The 20,937-nt window shown below is 71.3% G+C and carries 13 protein-coding genes; 10 read left to right on the forward strand and 3 right to left on the reverse strand.

The genetic code is table 11. The annotated features are described in order from the left end of the window. The first annotated feature begins 623 nt into the window (after positions 1 to 623). The 3 genes from rox to ACFFRH_RS43280 all read left to right on the forward strand — a co-directional run bounded on the left by rox (position 624) and on the right by ACFFRH_RS43280 (position 5,382). Positions 624 to 2,171, forward strand: coding sequence for a rifampin monooxygenase (rox, locus tag ACFFRH_RS43270; RefSeq protein ID WP_344748715.1), 1,548 nt, complete (start codon positions 624 to 626; stop codon positions 2,169 to 2,171). A 350-nt stretch (positions 2,172 to 2,521) separates the two neighbouring features. Next, positions 2,522 to 3,091: a GtrA family protein gene (locus tag ACFFRH_RS43275; protein WP_344748714.1), complete on the forward strand. Its 570-nt coding sequence runs from the start codon at positions 2,522 to 2,524 to the stop codon at positions 3,089 to 3,091. A 473-nt stretch (positions 3,092 to 3,564) separates the two neighbouring features. Next, positions 3,565 to 5,382: an RICIN domain-containing protein gene (locus tag ACFFRH_RS43280; protein ID WP_386163956.1), complete on the forward strand. Its 1,818-nt coding sequence runs from the start codon at positions 3,565 to 3,567 to the stop codon at positions 5,380 to 5,382. Positions 5,383 to 5,577: 195 nt separating this feature from the next. Here ACFFRH_RS43280 and ACFFRH_RS43285 read toward each other — a convergent pair whose 3' ends face one another. Together ACFFRH_RS43285 and ACFFRH_RS43290 are read right to left on the reverse strand one after the other, a co-directional pair. Continuing rightward, a complete protein-coding gene (locus tag ACFFRH_RS43285) occupies positions 5,578 to 6,498 on the reverse strand; it encodes a hypothetical protein (protein WP_386163958.1) in 921 nt (306 codons plus the stop codon). Between the two features lie 4 nt (positions 6,499 to 6,502). Then, complete coding sequence (locus ACFFRH_RS43290; RefSeq protein ID WP_386163960.1) at positions 6,503 to 6,865, reverse strand: hypothetical protein; 363 nt, start codon at positions 6,863 to 6,865, stop codon at positions 6,503 to 6,505. Between the two features lie 73 nt (positions 6,866 to 6,938). Here ACFFRH_RS43290 and ACFFRH_RS43295 point away from each other — a divergent pair, with 73 nt between their 5' ends. The 5 genes from ACFFRH_RS43295 to ACFFRH_RS43315 all read left to right on the forward strand — a co-directional run bounded on the left by ACFFRH_RS43295 (position 6,939) and on the right by ACFFRH_RS43315 (position 14,814). Continuing rightward, complete coding sequence (locus tag ACFFRH_RS43295; RefSeq protein ID WP_386163962.1) at positions 6,939 to 8,786, forward strand: WD40 repeat domain-containing protein; 1,848 nt, start codon at positions 6,939 to 6,941, stop codon at positions 8,784 to 8,786. 31 nt (positions 8,787 to 8,817) lie between these two features. Continuing rightward, entirely contained in the window at positions 8,818 to 12,219 is a 3,402-nt protein-coding gene (locus ACFFRH_RS43300) for a CHAT domain-containing protein (RefSeq protein WP_386163964.1), read from the forward strand. Between the two features lie 258 nt (positions 12,220 to 12,477). Beyond that, on the forward strand, positions 12,478 to 13,317 hold the full coding sequence (locus ACFFRH_RS43305; protein ID WP_386163966.1) for a helix-turn-helix domain-containing protein: 840 nt from the start codon (positions 12,478 to 12,480) through the stop codon (positions 13,315 to 13,317). A gap of 65 nt (positions 13,318 to 13,382) precedes the next feature. Next, entirely contained in the window at positions 13,383 to 13,964 is a 582-nt protein-coding gene (locus ACFFRH_RS43310; protein WP_386163968.1) for a dihydrofolate reductase family protein, read from the forward strand. 316 nt (positions 13,965 to 14,280) lie between these two features. Next, the gene (locus ACFFRH_RS43315) at positions 14,281 to 14,814 is read left to right on the forward strand and encodes a hypothetical protein (protein ID WP_386163970.1); all 534 of its coding nucleotides are present in this window, start codon (positions 14,281 to 14,283) and stop codon (positions 14,812 to 14,814) included. A 98-nt stretch (positions 14,815 to 14,912) separates the two neighbouring features. Here ACFFRH_RS43315 and ACFFRH_RS43320 read toward each other — a convergent pair whose 3' ends face one another. Then, entirely contained in the window at positions 14,913 to 18,815 is a 3,903-nt protein-coding gene (locus ACFFRH_RS43320; RefSeq protein ID WP_386163972.1) for an nSTAND1 domain-containing NTPase, read from the reverse strand. Between the two features lie 775 nt (positions 18,816 to 19,590). Between ACFFRH_RS43320 and ACFFRH_RS43325 the strand changes: the two genes are divergently transcribed. Then, a complete protein-coding gene (locus ACFFRH_RS43325) occupies positions 19,591 to 20,097 on the forward strand; it encodes a MarR family winged helix-turn-helix transcriptional regulator (protein WP_386163974.1) in 507 nt (168 codons plus the stop codon). A 13-nt stretch (positions 20,098 to 20,110) separates the two neighbouring features. Continuing rightward, positions 20,111 to 20,899 (forward strand): helix-turn-helix transcriptional regulator, encoded by a 789-nt coding sequence (locus ACFFRH_RS43330; protein ID WP_386163976.1) that lies wholly within the window; start codon positions 20,111 to 20,113, stop codon positions 20,897 to 20,899. Positions 20,900 to 20,937 lie beyond the last annotated feature (38 nt).

Consider the following 20,937-nt stretch of genomic DNA (forward strand, 5'->3'; position numbering starts at 1 on the left):
CCCGCTACGACAAACGCGCCTACATCTACCTCGGGACCATCACGGTCGCCACCCAGACGATCTGGCTCCGAACCTGATCCAAGAAACAGGACCTAGCCGTTCGGGCACGGGGTGGGACGGACGCCCTTTCGCAACCATGGAGCAACTATGGAATATCCGGAAAGTCCGATTATGAATCTACATCGTAAAGGCGCCTCTCGAAGTTCAAGATCATTTACAACGGACTGAAGACTCATCACCCACAAGCAAGGGCGGCCCACGAGCTGATCATGTCCAGGTCAGGCGAACCTCGTCAGGGCCGCGCCCGACGAGATCCGGCCCGCCCCGGGGGAGACCGGGCCCAGGCCGCCGGCCGTGGCCCGGGACCGGCCCGGGGCGCCGCGACGCATTCGCCCGGCGACCGGGCGGGCCCGCGCGGAGTCGTGATCACGTGGTTGGAAAAGGATTGGACGGGATGATGCCCGGGCTTGTAGCTTTCGGTTGATCGTGACACCGCCCGAGGAGGTGAGACCCATGAACGCTGTATCGATGTGGGTGCTCCCTCTTCCGGTCACGGTCGGGCGATCGACGTAGGTGTCGCCGGGAGCGCCTCGCCAACAAGGCACTCCCGAAAGGCAACACCTATGCACTCTCAGCAGTTCACCGCCGAGCCGCCGTCGAGCGACGGGGTCGGGCATGACTCCACGGCGGGCGACGTTCCCGGAGTTCGCCGGTCGCCGGCCTCCGGCGCCGATCACGCGCCCCTCGTCTTCGATGTGATCATTGCCGGGTGCGGGCCGACCGGTGCGATGCTCGCCGCCGAGCTTCGGCTGCACGACGTGCGGGTCCTCGTTCTGGAGAAGGAGACCGAGCCCTCGTCGTTCGTCCGCATAGTCGGTCTGCATATTCGCAGTCTTGAGCTGATGGCGATGCGCGGGCTGCTGGATCGCGTTCTCCCGCATGGGAGACGGCGTCCGGCCGCTGGTTTCTTCGCCGCCATCCCCAAGCCCGTGCCCAAGGGCCTGGATTCCGCGTACGCCTATCTGCTGGGTATCCCGCAGCCGGTCATCGAACGTCTGCTTGCGGAGCATGCGATCGAGCTGGGTGCGCAGGTGCGGCGCGGTCGCGCGGTCATCGGTTTCGAGCAGGACGACGAGGGCGTGACCGTCGAGCTGGCCGGCGGGGAGCGGTTGCGGTCGCGTTATCTCGTCGGCTGTGACGGCGCGCGCAGTACGGTGCGCAAGCTGCTCGGTGTCGGTTTTCCCGGCGAGCCCTCCCGGAACGAGACGCTGATGGGCGAGATGGGAGTGGGGGTGCCGCAGGAGGAGATCGCCGCCAAGGTGCGCGAGGTCGGCGAGACCCGTCAGCCGTTCTGGCTCAGGCCCTTCGGTGAGGGGGTCTACAGCGTCGTGGTCCCCGCCGAGGGAGTCGGCGACCGTGCGGAGCCGCCTACGCTCGAGGATTTCAGGCGGCAGTTGCGGGCTGTCGCCGGAACCGATTTCGGCGTGCACTCCCCACGCTGGTTGTCCCGCTTCGGGGATGCCACCCGGCTGGCCGAGCGTTATCGGGTGGGGCGGGTGTTGCTGGCCGGTGACGCGGCGCACATCCATCCTCCCATCGGCGGTCAGGGTCTCAACCTGGGTGTTCAGGACGCGTTCAACCTCGGCTGGAAGCTGGCCGGGCGGATCCGTGGCTGGGCGCCGGAAACGTTGCTGGACACCTATCAGGCCGAACGTCATCCGGTGGCCGAGGACGTGCTGGACAACACTCGTGCCCAGGCGGAGCTGCTGTCCGCCGAACCGGGTGCGCGGGCCGTGCGCAGGCTGCTCACCGAGCTGATGGACTTCGAGGAGGTGAACCGCCGTCTGATCGAGAAGATCACCGCGATCGGTATCCGCTACGACTTCGGTGAGGGCCCGGACCTGCTGGGTCGCCGCCTGCGTGACATCGAGGTGAAACAGGGCCATCTCTACGGTCTGCTGCGTCGTGGTCGGGGTCTGCTGCTGGACCGTACCGAACGGCTGACCGTCGGCGGCTGGTCGGACCGGGTCGATTATCTCGCGGATCCCACTGCGGACTTGGATGTTCCGGGTGTCCTACTGCGTCCCGACGGCCACGTCGCCTGGATCGGCGAGGATCAGCGGGACCTGGGCGATCATCTCTCCCGCTGGTTCGGGGAGCCCGCCGGCTGATTCCGCCTGGGCTCCGCCTGGGCGAGGAACCACGGGTTTCCCTGCCGAACCTTCTTCGTGCGTCTGCTGCGGCATCAGCGGTGGGGCGCGATGGAGTGAATATATGGTGGCCGCCTGATCGGTGTCGGGCGTCCGCTTTCGGCGGGGGGCATCCCGATGTCCGGGCTGGAGTTCGCCGGGTGGCTCATCATCCGGTCGTCCGGGACGGTCCGCCCCTGAGGGGCACTTCGCCGTGCAGTGGTCGGCTGTGGTGTGATCGAGGATCGATGCCAGATGTCGTCAGGTGCGGCTCCGGCCGCCCGAGCCGGAAAGGTCGTGTCAGTGAGTCTTGAGACCGGGATGTCCGGCTGGTGAGAGGATCGGGATGCTTCGAGGCGGCGAACGCGGTGTTCGCGAGGTTGCCGGGGTCGCTGCACGCCCTTGTGCTGAAGCACCGTGAGGTGCTGAAGTTCGCGGTGGTGGGTGGGGCGGCGTTCCTGGTGGACAACGCGGTGTTCTACGGGTTGAAGCTGACGGTTCTGGAGCCGAAGCCGGTGACCGCGAAGGTCGTCGCGGTGCTCGTGGCGACGATCGTGTCCTATGTGCTGAACCGTGAGTGGTCGTTCCGGACCAGGGGTGGTCGCGAGCGTCATCACGAGGCGGCGCTGTTCTTCCTGGTCAGTGGCGTCGGCCTGGTGCTCAGCTCCGTGCCGCTGTGGATCTCCCGGTACGTGTTCCTGCTGGAGACCCCGGGGGTGAGCCTGGTCGCCCAGGAGATCGCCGACTTCGTGAGCGCGCAGGTCATCGGCACGCTGATCGCCATGGTCTTCCGTTTCTGGGCGTTTCGGAAGTGGGTCTTCCCTGACGAGGAGGACCAGCCCGGCCGTGTGCGGTTGGTTCCGGCCGCCGAGCCCAAGGACGAGAAGGGCGAGGCGGCCTGATCCTGACCTTGCGGGGCCGCGATGGTTCCGGGTGGCCGTCTTGCGGGTGTAGCCCGTCGGCCGCGGGGTCGGCGTGATCGGCGGTCTCGTCTTCCTCGGACAGGCCGTTGGGCTGGGTTGGCGGGCGGGTGCGTGCCGGATTGTGCCGACGCGCACCCGCCTCGATCGGGGGGCGGACAAGATGGGCGCCGAAGGGGGCCGTTGCTTCGGGGGCCGGTTCCATTGTCCACGGCCGTCATGTATTTCGGCGGTCCGAATTTCTGATTGACGAAAGGCCCGGCCGTGTCGGGATTATTTATAATCCACCGAGGTTATTACGCAAAGTAATAATCGCTTTCTTGGCCATTTATGTCACTTCTCGTCAATGCATTGTGACAAGTATTACAGTCTGCTGCATTTGCATGCCTGCGATGTGATCATTGCCGATGAATCGTCCACATAGGACGTATCCGTACCGATCGGAGTTCATCGGAATGCAGCTCAGGCGAAACCTGTCCCTCGCCGCCGCGTGGTTCCTCATCGCGGCCGGCCTGGTCGCCTCACCCTCGGCGGCGTCGGCCGCCGAACCACCCGACAAGGGCCCCCACGTGGTGTCCGACGTCTTCCCAGGCGCCAAGATCGGCCAGCGCGTCGGCCCCGAGGCCATCGCGCAGAGCCAGTCCCCGGCGAAGGTCAGCCCGCAGCTGGTCGCCTGCGACGGCGACGGCACCAGCGGCAAGCGGGTCGAGGTCCTGTACGTGCGCGAGGCAACCATGCCGGACCGCTACACGCAGTTCCTGCCCATCTTCCGCGCCTGGCTGGCCAACGCCGACGACGCGTTCAACGACGGCGCGGCCACCTCCAACCGCAGCAGGCACATCCGGTACGTCACCACGGCGGTGTCCGGTGGTTGCGCCGCCGTGGTGCGCAACCTGGTCGTGCCCGCCGGTTCGCTGGTCGACTTCTACTCCAGCGTGAGCGCCGTGCAGGCCCTCGGCTACACCAGCACCGACCGGCACTACCTCCTGCTCACCGAGGCCACGGCGATCTGCGGCATGGGTGAGATCCAGGGCGACGACCTGACGACCGGGTCGGGCAACCTCAACAACGGCCGCGCCTACGCCCGCGTGGACGCCATCCCCGGCTGTTTCGGCGCCAACGCCATCGCCCACGAGCTGGGGCACACGTTCGGGGCCGTGCAGCTCAGCGCGCCCCACTCGGACGGCAGCTGGCACTGCCTCGACCAGTGGGACCTCATGTGCTACGGCGGCACGCCCTCGTGGAGCTGCCTGCAGTGGAACGACTACCGGCTGCCCGACTGCAACCGGGACGACTACTACAACGCCGCTCCCGCCGCCGGGAGCTACCTGGCCACGCACTGGAACACCGCCAACAGCGCCTACCTCATCGCGGGCGGCACCGCCGACAGCGATCCACATCCCAAGGTCGGCAACACCTACGTCATCACGAACGTGTCCACCGGGGGCGCGCTGGAACCCATCGGCGCCTCCACCGGAACGCTGACCGAGCTGAGCCAGCGCACCCGCGTCGACACCTCCAGCCAGAAGTGGCTGATGGGCTACACGACCGGCCTGCAGTTCATCAACGTCGGCAGCCGCCTGTGCGCCGACAGCGCCTACAGCGGAACCACGCCGGGCACCACGCTCCTGCAGTACGTCTGCGCCGGTCAGGACGGCATGCGCTTCGCCTACCTGTCAACCGGCGGCAACACCTACGCGATCTTCGACTGGCTGTCCGGGCTGGCCCTGACGGCGAGCGGCGCGTATCCGGCGCCCATCACGCAGCAGACCTACACCGGCGCCACCAACCAGCAGTGGGTGTTCAACCAGGTCTCCGACTCCTCGCCGGTCAACAACAGCGTCTACTACCTGCAGGGTCTCGGCAGCCGTGACAACGCCGAGCCCGTGGGCGGCTCGACCGCGGACGGCGCGCTGGTCACGCACAACGCGCCGTCCGCCGCCACCAGCCAGCGCTGGCAGCTCCAGGCCACCGGGTCGTACTGGAAGCTGGTGAACGTCAACAGCTCCAAGTGCCTGGACCTCGTCTCGGCCGGCACGTCCAACGGCATCCAGATCAGGCAGGCGACCTGCGGTAGCGCCAACAGCCAGCAGTGGACCCTGAAACGGGTCGCCGACGGGACGTTCTACCTGGTCAACCGGCACAGCAGCAAGGTGCTCGACCTGCCGCCCGGCAGCGGTACCACCCTCGACCAGCAAACGATCACCGGTAACACCGACTCCGGCCTCGGCATCGTCGCGGGCAACCAGATCTGGTACCTCAACCCCGTCTGACCCGTACGGCCGCCCGGTCCGCCGGGCGGCCCCCGGTCACCGGCCCCCGGTCACGACAGAACGGCGCGGCGCCAGGCTGGGACACAGGCTGGGACAGCCGCGCGGGCCGCTGCCGGCCGTCCTTTGGCCGTTGCTCGCTCCCGGGAACTCCTGGAGCGGGCCGCCTGGCGATGAGTGGTCAGATGAGATGAGTGGTCAGCGGCCTTTTCGGACGTGGCGGCTGATCGTCTCGCCCTCGGCCGGTTCCAGGGGGCCGATGCTGTCGGGTGGGGCGGCGCCCAGGGCGATGGCGAGCGTGCGGCCGTGGATGTCCAGTGTCGCTTCGCTGAGGTCGGTGAGGTCGGTCATCGCGGCTCGGGCTCGGGTCCATCCGGTCAAGCCCACGGCCAGCGCGATCAGCAGCGCGGGCCACCACAGCACGCCCAGGACGAGATAGGGCAGCGCCCAGGCGGCCGTGATCACGGTGACGGCGAACTGGCCGTTGGCCACCGCGAGTTCGGCTCGTACGGTGTCAGGCAGCACCAGCCACAGGCGTGACCAGCCGAAGCGGAGATCCAGCCCGTACCGGTTCAGGGCGACCTGCTCCACCGCCGCCACGCGGTCGCCCATCCAGGTGGGCCGGGTGGGCGCGGCCGGTGACAGGAGGTTGACCCGATCGGCGGCGGCGTCGATGTCCGCCTGCTGGAGGGGCGTCCGCTCTGTCCTCGGGTGTTGGGCCTGCAGCTCCTTGCGGGCTTTGACCAGGTCGTGCCACCGCCTGGACCGGGCGACGGTCCGCCGTCTCCCCGCCCACCGCAATCCTGGTGGCCACTGGCCCAGCCACCAGGCGCGTACGGGCCCCGCCAGTGCCTGCACCACCAGTCCGACACCGGCGGAGGACAGCAGCAGCCCGGCCGCGGCCAGTGCCTGTGCGGGTCCCGGCCCCCTGCCGAGGGCGGACGCGAGGGTCGTGAATCTCGTGGTCAGCAGGTCCAGGTCCAGGGCGTGGGCCCAGCCGAGTTGCAGGCCCGCCCACGCGCAGGCCACGAACAACAGGCCGGGCAGGGCCAGCAGGCCGACCCATCGCTCGGCCAGCTTCTTGGCGAGCTCGCCGAAGAAGCCGAAGAAATTGCCCACGCGGTCAGTTCCTGCGCATGGGCAGGCCGGTGATCGCGCAATGCGGTGCCGGACCCGCCGGGACGGTCTCCGCGATCCGATCGCATGCCTGGTCGGGGCAGCCGAACGTCTCCTCGTCCGCTCGTCCCGCCCCGGCCCCGGGCAGCCCTCTGCCCAGTCCGCGTACCGGGCCGGTCACGTTCACGCCCACCAGCCGGCTGAGCAACGGGTGGATCGGGGCGCGGGCGCGAGCCTTGGTCTCGATCTCGGACAGCAGGAGCAGCTTGCCCTCGGGCTCGGCGGCGCACAGTGCCCGCAGAGCCGGAAGCTCCTCGCACAACATGCTCAGCGCGCGTCGTTCGTCGCGCTTCAGCTGTTCTTTCTTCACAACCGTGAACGCTATCGGCAAGCTTCACCCGAACGTCAATCATTTCCTGATTTCTCCACCTATGATCGTGCGGGTGGAAAACGACTGGGGCCCGAATATCGTGCTGAACGGGGAAACGTACCAGCCGGTCATGCAGTGGAGGTTGACGAACTCCGGCCCGATGGACGGCCCGGTGCGGATCCAGGTCGGCACTATGGGCGGCGGAGACTGGTACGCGCGCCACATGGCCTTCGGCACCTGGCGTTTTCCCGACAGACAGCTCACCTGGAACGCGGTGCGCGCGCTCATGAGCCGCCACGAAGGGAAATGGGAGCGGGACGCTGTGGACTCCGGGCCGTTCGAGGCGGTGTGCCGTCCCGACGGGTCGCGGGTCATCTACGACACGGAGAGCGACGATTGCCTGTACGCGTGCTGGGGCAAGGAGAAGGAAGGGCTCTGGGGCGCGTTCTCCAGCGCGATCGACAAAGGCGTGATTCTGCGAGGCACTGAGACCCACACGCTCTTCGGCGGCTTCATCGAGATGGTCGGGTACGACGACCCGCTGGACGGAACCCGGCGTCACGCCGTCCTCACGGCGATCGACGGGGGCGGTGACTACCGCGTGGTCGATTATCCCCAGCGCCCGCCGGCCGAAGCGGCGTATGAGGACTCGGTGTACGCCAACCAGGATGACGAGTTCCCCTTCAAGTCCTGCGACATCCGCGAAATAGCGATCGACCGTAAATCCACGCCCCCTCCCTGTCTCACCGTGCTCCCCTCCGGAACCGTCTTCGATTCCGGAGATCGGGAGGAATACGATAATTTGTGGGGTCTGCCGTTGCGCTCGGAGTGGCCCCGGACGGGCCGGCCTCTCGTCCCGCCGGGAGCGGTGTGCGCGATGACGGCCGAGCCCAGGGACTGGGGCCCGGCCGGCGTGGACGTCCGGGACGTGACCCCGGCGCCGTGGCACGAGGTCGACGAGGAACTGCGGCCCAACGCGCTGTCCCTGGCCGCGCTCCCCGACGGGCGGCAACTGCTCGCCTCGGGCCACGACGGCGCGGCTCACCTGTGGAGCATCGGCGACGGCCGAAACGTCCGGGTGATGTCCGGGCACAGTGAATGGGTCCTGGCGGTCGCGCTGATGGTGCTCGGCGACGGCAGGGTCGTCCTGGCCACCGGCGGGAAGGACGGGCTCGCCCGGATCTGGTCGGCCAGGGAAGGCGACGCGCTGCAGGAGATCGAGGGGCATCGGGGCCCGGTCAACTCCGTCGCCTGGGCCTGCCCGCCGGGCGATGTGCCCTGGCTGGTCACCGGCGGCGACGACGCGACGGTGCGGGTCTGGGATGTGGAGACCGCGCGGTCCCTGGCCGTGTTCGAGGTCGGTACGCGCGGCATCGACCTGGTGTGGTCGGTGGCCGCGGCCGTCCTCGCCGACGGCCACGTGTGCGTGGCGGCGGCGACCGAGGGCATGGACGCGACCACCGTGCACGTCTGGGACGCCACGGCCAAAACCCGGCGACACGAATTCAGGTTCGGGTGCGACGAGGCCAAGTCAGGTCAGCCCAAGGTGGCGGTGGCGACCCTGATGGACCGCTCGTTCCGCGTCGCCGCCCTCCTCGGGTCCGCCGTGCACGTCTGGGACGGCCACAGCGGCCAGGTGGTGCGGACGCTGTCCATGCCCGAGGACGTCGGCTGGGATCGCTTCGGGGACGTCGCCCTGGCCGTGCTGCCCGACCTGAGGGTGATCGTCGCCGCGACCAACGCCCGGGCGACGCTGGTCTGGGACGTCGAGTCGGGAACCGAGCTCACCCGGCTGGACCACACCGGCGGAAGGGCGCAAGCCGTCGACCTCGCCGTCCGCCCCGACGGCAGGGTTCTGCTGGCGACCGGGAAGCAGGGCGACCACCCGGCCCGCGTCCTGCGAATGGACGTGGGCCGGTAGCGGTCCGCACCCACCAGGGAGGGCGCCCCGGATGCCGATCGACGACCTGACCGCACGCGCGCGAAGCCTGGTCGATGACTACAGGCGCACGCGCGACCGCGCACCGATCCTCGACGCGGAGGCGGACAGGGACGCCGCGGCGCTGTGGCGAACGGTCTGGGCGGTCGATCCCGGCACGGCCTCCCCTTGGCTCAGGGCCCGGCTCGTCGCGGCGCAGACCGCGTTGGGATGGTTGCACTACTGGCGGTACCGTGAATCGGCCCCGGACCAGGGCCACACAGACCTGGCCAGGGCCCTGCTCTGCTTCGAACCCGTCTCCGACGACTTCTCCGTCGTCCCCGCCGAGCTGAACCCGATGATCGGGCGGTTCACCGAGCCCGATGAGCAGGCGGACACGGCTCAGGTGCTGTTGCGTGCGTCATCGGCCGGACGGGATCCGGCACTGCTGGACGCGGGCATCCTGCTGATGACGCCCGCGTCCCGGGCGGCTCCGAAGGGAAGCCCCGCCCGGGGCCACCGGTTCTCGCTCCTGTGCCTGGCCCTTCGCCGCCGTCATGAGCGCGACGGCTCCGCCGCCGACCTGGACCAGGCCATCTCCGCGGGCCGGGAAGCGGTCGCCCATGACGCCGAGGAGGCGCCGTCCCGGCTGGCGTTCGCCTACTGGCGGCGGTATCGGCTCCGCGCCGATCCCGCCGACCTGGACGAGGTCATCACCCTGTTCACCCGCGTACGAGAGCGGACCGGTCCTCGCGCGACCGTGCTGTCGGACCTGGGAACGGCCTACCGGCAGCGCTACGAGCACACCCGCGAGCGCGCGGATCTCGAACAGGCGGTGACCCTGATCGAGCAGGCGGCTCGGCTGCCCGAAGGACGGGCGAGCCGGGCCGTCCAGGCCGATCTCGGCACCGCGCTGCTGTACAGGTACGAACGTTTCGGAGCGCGGTCAGACCTCTGGCGCGCAGCCGAACTCGTCGAAGCGGTTCTGGCGGCTGTGCCGCCGCACGACCCCCAGCGGGCCGACCATCTCGCCAAGGCCGCGTCGGTCCTGCTGAAGCGGTACGAACGCAGCCGATCCCCGGCCGACGTCGACCGCGCCGTCGACCTCAACGAGCAGGCACTGGAGGCGCTGCCCGACGAGGACGCCCGCCGGCCGGCGATCCTCGGCGGCCTGGCCGTGGCGCTCCACCAGCGGTACCGCGGCAGCGGCGCCGAAACCGACCTGACCCGCGCGGCGACCCTGGGAGGCTGGGCGCTGGCCGCGACCCGCGTCGGACATCCCGACCGGGCCCGCGCCTCGATGGACCTGGCCGCCATCCACCTGACCCGCCACCTGCGCACCGGCGTGCTCGCCGAGATGGCCAGGGCGATCGAACTGGGCGAGCAGGTCCTGGCGAGCACCCCCGCCTGCCCGCCGGCGTGGCTGGCGATGCTGGGCAGCGCCTACCGGCAGCGGTACCCCGTCACGGGCGACGTCACCGACCTCGCCCAGGCGATCGACCTTGGTGAGAGGTCGCTGGCCGCCACCGACTCCGACGACTTCGCGCTCGCCGGGCGACGTGTCCAGCTCGCGGCCGCCTACTGGCTCCGCCACGGCCGCGATGGCGGCGGGCGGGATCTGGACCGGGCCATCGACCTTGGGGAACGGGCGGTGGCCGGCACCCCCGACGACCACGTCGACCTGCCGGGATGGATGTCGAGCCTGGCCGCGGCGCACCTGGCCCGCTACCGGCTCGGACAGGCCGCCGCCGACATGGAGGCCGCCGTCGATCTGGGCGAGCGGGCGTTGGCCCTCCTGCCCGCCGGTCACCCGAGCGCCTCCTCGTTGACCGCCGGCCTGTGCGCCGCCTACCTCGAGCGCGTGACCACCGGGGGCGAGGCGCCGGATCGAGGCCGGCTGCGTGAGCTGGCGCGGATCGTCACCGACGCTCCGGCGGCGGCGCCGGGGGAGCGGGTGGCGGCCCACCACGCGGTCGGCGCGCTCGCCCATGCCGCCGGGCAGGATCGGCTCGCGGTGACGATGCTGGACACCGCCGTCGCGCTGCTGCCCTCCGTGGCTCCGCGCGAGGCGGGCTGGGCCGACCAGCAGCATCGGCTCGGCGCCAGTTTCGGACTCGTCGGGACCGGGGTCGCCGCGCACTGCGCGATCGGCGACCCCGCGGGCGCGGTGGAAATCGCCGAACTGGGCCGGGGCGTGCTGCTGGCGAGCCAGGCGAACACCCGTGTCGACCTGGTCGAGCTCAGGAGCCGAGATCCCCGCCTGGCCGACAGGTTCCGCTGGGTCTGCGAACGGCTCAACACACCGGACTTCCCGGCCGACGAACGCAGGCGCTGGTGGGCCGACTACGACGGCCTGCTCGCCGACATCCGCGCCTTGCCCGATATGGGGCGGTTCCTGGCAGCGCCGCGGCTGGCCGGCCTGCGATCGGCCACATCGGGCGGTTGTGTGATCCTCGTCAGTGCCGGTGTCGGCCACGGCGACGCCGTCATCGTACGGAGCGATCTGGACCCGGTCGCGATCAGACTGCCCGAGCTGCGCCTGGCCGACGTGGAGGCCAAGGTCGCGACACTGCTGAGGGCCGTGCGAGGCCGGGGTTCGATCACGGGCATGCTCCTCGGACGTCAGGCGATATCCGGGCTGCTGAGCTGGTTGTGGGTCGCGGTCGTCGAGCCGGTCCTGGACGCGCTGGGTCCGCGAGGGGCCACGCCGCATCGGGTGTGGTGGCTGCCCATCGGGTCGCTCGGACTGCTGCCGCTGCACGCCGCGGGGCTTCCGGGCAAGCCGGGCGCTCTCGATGCCATGGTGTCGTCGTTCGTACCGACGCTGCGGACGCTGAAAGAGGCCCGTGACCGCCGGCCGGGCGAGCGCCGCCACGATCTCACCATCGCGTTGCGGCACACGCCGGGGTTCGACGAACTGCCCGGGATCGTGGCCGAGGCGGCGATGCTGGGCGGCCCGGCGCTCATCGACGACCAGGCCACCGCCGACCGGGTCCTCGCCGCCCTGAAGCAGGCTACCTGGGCGCACTTCGCCTGCCACGCCGTCGCCGACCCCGCCTCGCAGGCCGAAAGCGGCCTGCTGCTGCACGACCGGACGCTGCGGCTACCTGAGATCGGCGGGCTGCGGCTCGCCGACGCGGAACTGGCGTACCTGTCCGCCTGCTCCACCGCGGATCATGGCGTCCGCTACGCCGACGAGGTACTGCATCTGGCGTCGGCCTTTCAGCTCGCCGGCTTCCGCCATGTGGTGGCGAGCCTGTGGCCGCTGCACGACGAGGTCGCCGCCGAGGCCGCGCGGTCCTTCTATCGCGAACTGCCCGGCAGCCCGGTGGCCGATTCGGCGGCGGCCGTCCTGAACGGGGTCACGCTCGGCCTGCGGGACGCGAGCCCGGACTGCCCGGATCTGTGGGCTCCGCTGGTGCACAGCGGGCCATGACCCGGGGTGTCGGCAAGACTCGTGCGGCCAGGGACACGCGATCAGGTTCGCCCAGGTCGGCGATGCCACTGACGGACCGTTACGGGATCTTTCCGGGATCGCCCGGCTCGCTCACCGATTCCGGCAAGGCCGCGGCGTGGCTTGCCGCGGAGGTGTGTGAGAAGGAGCGGCAGGTCGACCGGGTTCGCGCCCAGCTGCTGGCGCATCTGCGGGAGAGCGGATCGAGCCGCCGGCCGGGGCGTCGGCGATACTGTGGGCGTGGAGTACGTGTCCAGAGTGCCGCGACCGCCGCTGGACGGGCTGATCGACGACCTTTACTACCTGGAGGGTGCGCCGCCGTACGCCCGGCTGACGCTGCCGCCGATGCCGTCGGCCCTGCTCATCGTCAACCTCGGGGCGCCGTTCCGCATCCGCGCCGGCACCGACATCGAGACGGCCGAGTACGCCGACGGCTGCGTGGTCACCATGCCCACCCGTGCCTTCGAGTTCGGCTACCCACTCCGGACCCGGTCCGTCGGCGTGCACTTCAAGCCGTGGGGGCTGGCGCCGTTCCTGCCGATGCCCGCGGCCGAGCTGTGTGACCGGCCGGTGACGGTGGAGCAGGTTTGGGGCCGGCCCGCCGTTGCCGAGCTGCGAGACCGGCTGGCCACGGCGGACGGACCGCACGAGATGCTGACGCTGCTGGAGGAGGAGCTAAGGCGACGGCTGTGCGAGACCGCCGGTCTGGGGCTGGTCCGCCATACGAGCGGCGTCATCGCGGCGACCAGCGGGGCGGTGGCGATCGGCGACCTGAGCGTGGCAGCCGGTGTCAGCGGCACTCATCTGGCACAGCGGTTCAAGGAGCTCATCGGCGTCACGCCGAAGCGACTGGCGCGCACCTACCGCTTCACCGCCACCGTGTTCGCGATCGACCCCGCCGGACCGATCGACTGGGGCGACCTCGCCGGTGGCGCGGGCTACTTCGACCAGGCCCACTTCGGCCACGAGTTCCGGGCGTTCACCGGGCTCACGCCGACCCGGTACGTCGAAGTCCGGCGGCGGTTCCTGCGTGAACATCCCGGCCACGTGATGGACGGCTGGCCGCTGCCGGCCGATTGATTTCTTACAAGAGCGACAGCTCACGACACGCTAATTTGGGGCACCCCGAAGCAGAGGAGAGCCCCGTGGGCAAGGTGGTCATGTACAGCTCGGTGTCGGTGGACGGCTTCGTCGCGGACGAGAACGACCAGCCCGGACCGCTGTTCGACTGGTTGTCCAGCGGTGACGTCCCGTTGGACGAGAGCGGTGGGCTGAAGGTGTCGCAGACCTCCTACGACTACACCCGGGCGTACTGGGACCAGATCGGAGTCACGATCGTCGGCCGCCACGTCTTCGACCTGACGGACGGCTGGGACGGGAAGCCTCCGGGCGGGATCGACCACGTGGTCGTCGTGTCGCACCGGCCGGAGCCCGAGGGCTGGGACCCCGAGGCGCCGTTTCACTTCGTCGACGGCGTCGAGGCAGCCGTGGCCAAGGCGCAGGAGCTTGCGGGTGACCGCATGGTCGAGGTCGCCGCCGGCGACGTCGGTGGCCAGGTGCTTGCCGCGGGCCTGGTCGACGAGGTGCGCATGGACGTCGTACCCGTGGTGTTCGGGTCCGGCAAGCGCTACTTCGGGTCGGTCCACGCGCAGCACCTGTTGGAGGATCCTGACGTGGTGATTCAGGGCAACCGGGTGCTTCACCTGCGCTATCGGGTGCGCCGTTGACCGATCTGAGCGGGTACGCGAAGAAGTCCACCGCGAACGGTGACACAAGATCGGGCCTCCGGCCGCGTTGGCGCATCGCTGTCCCCGGTCGGGCGGCCGACGCCGATCCGCCCAGCACCTCACCTGCGGCAAGTTCAACTCAAGATCACTGATTGCCGGTTTCCGTCGTATCTTGGCCGACCGCGGCCGAGGGCGTGAGGCGTGTACGGAGCTGTACGGATAGTTCCGCCCCCTCTTTCCGGCACCCCGTACGGCTCGTGAGTGTGAGCTCACCGCCGCAGGCACAGGGCCTGGTGGCACCACAGAAAGGGACCCGATGTCCAAGCTCTTCGGGACCAGGAGAATCACGCCCGCCCTGACGGGCCTCGCCGTCGCGCTCGCCCTGACGGGGACAGCCGCCGGCGCCGTCGCCAGCTCCCAGAACGGCACCCAGACCAGCGCCCAGTTCTTCACCGGCGAGAGTACCCCGTGGACCGTCTCGACGGTCGCCACGTGGTCGAACGTCCCGACCGCCGTGACGAGCGTCACGGTGCCCGCGGGCACCACCCGGTTCGTCGACGCCCGGTTCACCGCCGAGTCCATCTGCGTCGGCGACCCGTCCGGCTGGTGCTCGGTGCGGATCGTGGCCGTCAACTCCGCGGGGACGACCGTGGAGCTCAACCCCGTCGCAAGCACCGACTACAGGTTCGACACGCCCGGCGGGGCCGAGGAGGCGCACTCCCTGGAGCGGTTCTCCCCGTCGCTGGGCCCCGGCACCTACACCGTGCGGGCGCAGGCGCTGCGGATGACCGGCATCAGCCAGTTCACCCTGGATGACCTCTCCTTCGCCGTGGGCCTGGTCAACCCCTGACCTTCCCCCTCCCGCCGGGCCGGACGGCCGCCGGAGGCGGCTCCCGGCCCGGCGGCTCCGCGCCCGGCCCGGAGATCCCGCGCGGGGCCGGTCGGGGGTCAGCGGCACGGTGGCCGGTGGTCGAGATCCGGCAGGTAGCGCCTCCACTCCGCCTCGGCGATGGGCGCGCCGGCGAGCGAGCAGACCCATCGGGAGACCCTGCCGGTGTCGATCTCCCACAGGCGGGCGGTGGCGTCGTTGCCGCCGGTGGCGAGGGTGTGCCCGTCGGAGCCGAACGCGACGGCCAGCACGCCGTCGGTGTGGGCGGTCAGCGTCGCGCTCCACGCGGCCTGCCGGGGCCGGGTGGTATCCCACAGCCGCACGGTGTGGTCGGTGCTCGCGCTGGCGAGGGTGCGCCCGTCCGGGCCGAACGCGAGCGCGTTGACGCGGCTGGTGTGGCCGTTCAGCGTGGTCAGGGCGGCGGGCCGGCGCGGGTCGCGCAGGTCCCACAGGCGGACGGTGTGATCGTCGCCCGCGGTGGCGAGGGTCCGCCCGCCGGGACCGAACGCGACCGCGTTGACGCTGTTGGAATGGGCTCCGATCGTCGCGAGCGGGACCGGCCGGCGCGGGTCGCGCAGGTCCCACAGGCGGACGGTGCGGTCGTCGCCCGCGGTGGCGAGGGTCCGCCCGCCGGGACCGAACGCGACCGCGTTGACCACGTCGGTGTGCCCGCGCAGGGTGGCGGCGCGCCGTGGCCGGCGGACGTCGGTGACGTCCCACACCCCGACGCCGGAGTCCTCGCCGACGGTGGCGAGGGTCGTGCCGTCCGGGCTGAACGCCAGACCGTACAGGTCGCCTGCCTTCAGGTCCAGGGCCGACAGCGGGGCCGGGCGGCCGGGCCGGGTGACGTCCCACAGGCGCAGGGTGTCGTCGAGACCGACGGTGGCCAGCACGGACGCCCCCGGCCCGAACGCCACCCCGGTCACCCCGTCGGCGTGGCCGGTCAGGGTCGCCGCCGGCCGGGGCCGGTGCGGGTCCGCGACGTCCCACAGGTAGGCGGTGCGGTGGCTGCCGGTGGCCAGAAGACGCCGGTCGGGGGTGAACGCCAGCGCGCTGACCTGGCCGTAGTGCCCGGTCAGGATCGGCTGCCGCAGGTCCCACAGCCGTACACTGGTGTCGGCCCCGCCGCTGACGAGGGTGCCGCCGCGCGGGTCGACGGCCACCGTGTAGACGACACCCGCGTGACCCGCCAGCGTCACCGGCGCGCTGACCCGCCGCGGGTCGCGGACGTCCCAGATCCGTACGCTCAGGTCGTAGCCGCCGCTGACGAGGGTGTGCCCGTCGCGGTCGAAGGCCAGCGCGACGACGCCGCCGCCGTGCCCGGTCAGCGTGGACAGCGGGCGTGCCGCCGCCGGGTCGCGCAGGTCCCACAGGCGGACGGTGTTGTCGAAGCCGCCGGTGGCCAGCACCCGGCCGCCGGGACCGAACACCGCCGAGAGCACCCGGTCGGTGTGGCCGCGCAGGTCGGGCAGGCGCCGCGGGCGGACGGGGTCGGCGACGTCCCACAGCCGGACCGGGTTGTCGAAGCCGGTGGCGGCCAGGATCCGGCCGTCCGGGCCGAACGCCACGTCGGAGGCGCCTTTCGGGAAACCCCGCAGGACGGCGGCCGGTACGGGCCGGCGGGGGGCGGAGACGTCCCACAGCCGGACGGTGCGGTCGTAGCTCGCCGTGGCGAGGACCCGCCCGCCTCGGCCGAACGCCGCGCCGATGATGCCCGCGGCGTGGCCGGTGAGCGTCGCCAGCGCCACCGGGCGCCGGGGGTCGGAGACGTCCCACAGCCGGGCGGTGCGGTCGTCTCCGGCGGTCGCCAGGATCCGCCCGTCCGGGCCGAACACCGCCGAGGTGACGCCGGCGCCGTGGCCGGTCAGCGTGGCCAGGGGCACGGGGGGACGCGCGCCGACGGTCCGCCACAGCCGGACCGTCCGGTCCAGGCCGGCGGTGGCCAGCAGGCTCCCGTCCGGGCTGAACCGGGCGGCGTAGACCGCGCTGGTGTGCGCGGTCAACCGGGTGGCGTACGGGGCGGCGTAGGTGCTCAGCAACGCGCCGCGCGACTCGGGGGTGGGCGCCAGACGGTACGCGGCCAGGCTCAGCTGCGCCGAGAGCGCCGGGTCGGCCGGGCGCAGCGCGGTGGCCTCGTTGGCGACCTTCCCGGCCAGCGCGGTGTCGCGCTGCGCCCGCAGGGTCTGCTCGCCGCGGACCGCGACGACGACGGCGACGGCCGTGAGCAGCAGCAGCACGGTCAGGCCCGCGACGAGCCGCCGCAGGCGGCGGGCGCGACGCCGGGCGGCCCGCTGCTCGGCGAGCTCGCGCGCGGCGGAGGCCTCCAGGAACTCGCGGGCCACCGGGCCGGGGGCGGCGTGCGGACCGGCGGTCCGCGCCCACTCCCGCGCCACCGCGAGCCGGGCGCCCCGGTACAGCGCGCCCGCGTCGCGGTGCTCGCGATCCCAGGCCACGGCCGCCTCGTTGAGCCGGCGTCCGGTGAGCAGGCCGGCCCGGTCGACCTCCAGCCAGCCGCGCAGCAGCGGCCACGCGGTGAGCAGCGCCTCGTGGCTGATACCGACCGTCTCGGCGTCGCGGGTGACCAGCCGCTGTTCGACGAAGCGCCCGATGACGTCGCTCACCTGCCCGGCCGGGTCGCCGCACTCGGCGAGCAGGTCGGCGGTGGGCACCCGGCGCCGGGTGTCCACCGTGCCGGGGGAGACGTGCACCAGGCTGAGGAACAGCCGCCGCGCCAGGTGACGCTGAGACTCGTCGAGGGCCTCGTAGACCGCGTCGGCGCTGGTCGCCACCGCGCGGTCGATGCCTCCGACGGCACGATAGTCGGCGATCGTCAGCCGCCGGTCGCGGCTGTGCTGCCAGGTGGCGTACAGCGCGTGAGACAGCAGCGGAAGCGCACCGGCCGCGTGCTCGGGGGAGTCCCGGCCGTCTCCGCCGCGCGGGGCGACCTCGCCGACCAGCAGCTCGACCAGGCCCTCCTCGACCTCGACCCCCGCCTTGCGGGCGGGCTCGACGATCGCGCGGCGCAACTCGGCCGCGCTCATCGAGCCCACGGTGAGCTGATCGGCCCGCACCGCCGCGACCAGTTCGGGGTAGCGCAGCGCCGGAGCGTAGAAGTCCGCGCGCAGCCCGATGACGACGCGCGCCACGCCCTGCCCGGCCGCCGCGCACAGCGCGGTCACGAACGCGCGCCGCTCCGCGTCGTCGGCGCACGCGGTGAACAACTCCTCGAACTGGTCCACGACCAGCAGCAGGCGAGACCGCTCCCCGGCCGCGGCGTACGCGGCGGCGCGCGCCGGATCGGCGCGCACCCGGACGGCCACGTCGCCCGAGGGCAGGCCGGCCGCGGCGGCCAGCCGATCGGCGAGCTCGTCGCACGGGCGCACGCCGGGGGTGAACAGCTCCACCGACCAGCCGGGACCGAGAAGCCCGTCGTGACGCACCGCGTGGACCAGTCCGGCGCGCAGCAGCGACGACTTGCCCGATCCGGAGGCCCCGACGACGACCTGGACACCCGCGGCGCCCGCGGGGTCCTGGTCCGCGGCGGCCAGGCGATCGACCAGTTCGCGGGTCAGCACCTCACGCCCGAAGAACCACTCCGCGTGCTCGGGCTCGAAACCGGCCAGGCCCCGGTACGGCTCCGGGTCCCGCGGCCGGCGGCCCGGCGTGCGCCTGACCCGCTGCCAGGCCGACAACCACCGCGCGACCAGCGCCGGATCGTCGGCCCCGCAGGCCGCCAGGACCCGTACCAGCAACTTGCGCGACGAGGTGGAGGGCAGTCCCCGCCCGGCGAACCAGTCGCCGATCGTGCTGTGGTTGCCGAAGGTGTCGGATCTGGCCGCCACCTGGCGGACCGTCAGCCCGGCCCGCAGCCGCAGCAGCGTCAGCTCGCGGGCGAAATCCTCCCGCGCCCCGATCCGTTCCGGATTCGGCGCCTCCGTCTCCGGCGAACCTGGCACAGGCACGGCGCCGTCCTCTTTCGCTCTCGCCCGGATGCCCCCGACGGCATGCCACACGCAAACGCGCCCTCAATGTAAACACCGCTCGATGTTCGCGCAATCGCCTCGAAGGCCACCGAGGTGGCGGCGTGCAATGAAGATCCTGCAGGGCCGTCCTCGCCTGCCGAGTCCTGAGGACGAACAGTTCGTCGCGCGGACGGCCACCACGTGACCGGCCACGCTCGGCCGGCCGCTCACCCGCGGCCCCACCCGCGGGCTTCTTGCCTGCCCGCAGCGGCTGCCCGGTCGTGCCTTCACCCTCGGCAGGGAGGCATTACGCACCCTGCCGGCCCGCCACGGCCTCACCTTTCGGGCCCGTCGGTTGTGCCCGTCCCACTTCGGGTGCCCGGCGGGGAACTTCGCACGGGTCGGCACCAGCACCGGCGCGCCTTTGACCGCACGCGGCCGTTGCGTGGGCAGCTCGGCCAGGGGTGTCTCGGCCAGGGGTGTGCGGTCGGCCCCCCTTCATTGGCGCGCGGCAGTCCAAGATCACCCTTAATGCCAGTTTTCGTGCCGATGATCCTCAATGGCCAATTCTTTGCCACCGTGTCGGATCGAGGGCGAGTCGCTCGCGAACAGGCGAGAGGCGGCCGGATCGGGCTGTGTTGCTCTCGGCGTCGAGATCATCGAAGACGTCCGGTCCGGCCGGGGCCGGCAACGCACAGGTCCTCGGCTTGAACCAGGTGCGAATCGAACGCCTCCCCGTGGATAACTTCGAATTCAAAGCATGTACGATCGCAGAATGAGTGAAGCGGCGTCAGGCCTGAGCGCGGAGAAACTCGGGGCGTACTTCGCGCTGGTGGAGGTCAGCAGCCTTCTTCAGTACGCGGTGGACGAGCACCTGCGCATCGACGGTGACCTCAGCTATGTGCAGTTTCAACTCCTCGCCCGGCTCGTCGACGCGCCCGGGGGCAAGCTGCGGATGACCGACCTGGCCGACGGTGTCGTGTACAGCCGCAGCGGGCTGACCTATCAGGCGGGCTTGCTGGACAAACGCGGCCTGATCACCCGTTCGCCGTCGCCGGACGACGAGCGCAGTGTCATGGTGGCGGTCACCGACGTCGGCCGCGACCTGGTCGCCCGGGTGCTCCCGGGGCATGTCGACCGCGTCCGGCACCTGTTGTTCGAACCCTTGACCGGCGACGACGTCACCGCCCTCAACGCCGTCCTGGGCCGGGTCCGCGACCACATGCGCGCCGCTCCGCCCCGCTCCGCCAAGCCTCGCGCTCGGCGCAACCAGACCGACTGAGGCAGGGAGAGCGATGGACCGCGCGTTGCTGGCGGACTTTCTCCGGGCTCGCCGGGAAACGCTGCAGCCGGAGGAGGTGGGGCTGCCGCGGGGCGCCCGGCGTCGTACCGGTGGGCTGCGGCGCGAGGAGGTCGCGGTGCTGGCCGGCATGTCGGCCGACTACTACAGCCGGCTTGAGCAGAAGCGCGGCCCGATGCCGTCCGAGCAGATGCTGGCCGCCGTGGCCCAGGCGTTGCGGCTCAGCCCGAGCGAGCGGGAACACCTGTTCGCCCTTGGCGGGCACGCGGCTCCGCGGCGTACCCTTCCGGACGACCGGGTCGGTCCGGCCATCAGGACCATCGCGGAGCAGCTCTCGGACACGCCCGTGATCGTGTTCTCCCGGTTCGGTGAGGCGTTGCTGCAGACCCCGGCGGCGGTGGCACTGTTCGGTGATTACACCCGTTTCGACGGCCTGTCGCGCTACCTGGTCTATCGCTGGTTCACCGACCCGGCCCAGCGGGCCATCTATCCGCCCGAGGACCATGACGTACGCGGCCGGGTCTTCACCGTGGACCTGCGGGCGGCGTACACGACCGATCCGGCGGGCACCGCCGGGGAGATCGTCGATGCGCTGCTGGCGGTCAGCCCCGAGTTCGCCGAGGTCTGGCGGCGGCACGAGGTGGACGTCACCCATCACCACGAGCTCAAACGCTACCGGCACCCGGACCTGGGCGAGCTGGAGTTGTACAGCCGGCGGCTGGTGGAGGTTGCGTCCACGGAGGTGGTGTACGAGTTTCCCCAGCTAGTGGGCGTGGCGCCGTGAAATGAGGACGGCCATCGCGTGATCCTTCGAGTGCGAAG

The sequence above is a fragment of the Streptosporangium vulgare genome (assembly GCF_042428775.1).
In the GTDB taxonomy this organism is placed as follows: domain Bacteria; phylum Actinomycetota; class Actinomycetes; order Streptosporangiales; family Streptosporangiaceae; genus Streptosporangium; species Streptosporangium vulgare.

Bases quoted from the DNA above. Each gene is read 5' to 3' on its own strand.
- rox (WP_344748715.1), top strand. From the start codon at position 624: ATGCACTCTCAGCAGTTCACCGCCGAGCCGCCGTCGAGCGACGGGGTC.
- ACFFRH_RS43280 (WP_386163956.1), top strand. From the start codon at position 3,565: ATGCAGCTCAGGCGAAACCTGTCCCTCGCCGCCGCGTGGTTCCTCATC.
- ACFFRH_RS43300 (WP_386163964.1), top strand. From the start codon at position 8,818: ATGCCGATCGACGACCTGACCGCACGCGCGCGAAGCCTGGTCGATGAC.
- ACFFRH_RS43315 (WP_386163970.1), top strand. From the start codon at position 14,281: ATGTCCAAGCTCTTCGGGACCAGGAGAATCACGCCCGCCCTGACGGGC.
- ACFFRH_RS43325 (WP_386163974.1), top strand. From the start codon at position 19,591: ATGAGTGAAGCGGCGTCAGGCCTGAGCGCGGAGAAACTCGGGGCGTAC.
- ACFFRH_RS43330 (WP_386163976.1), top strand. From the start codon at position 20,111: ATGGACCGCGCGTTGCTGGCGGACTTTCTCCGGGCTCGCCGGGAAACG.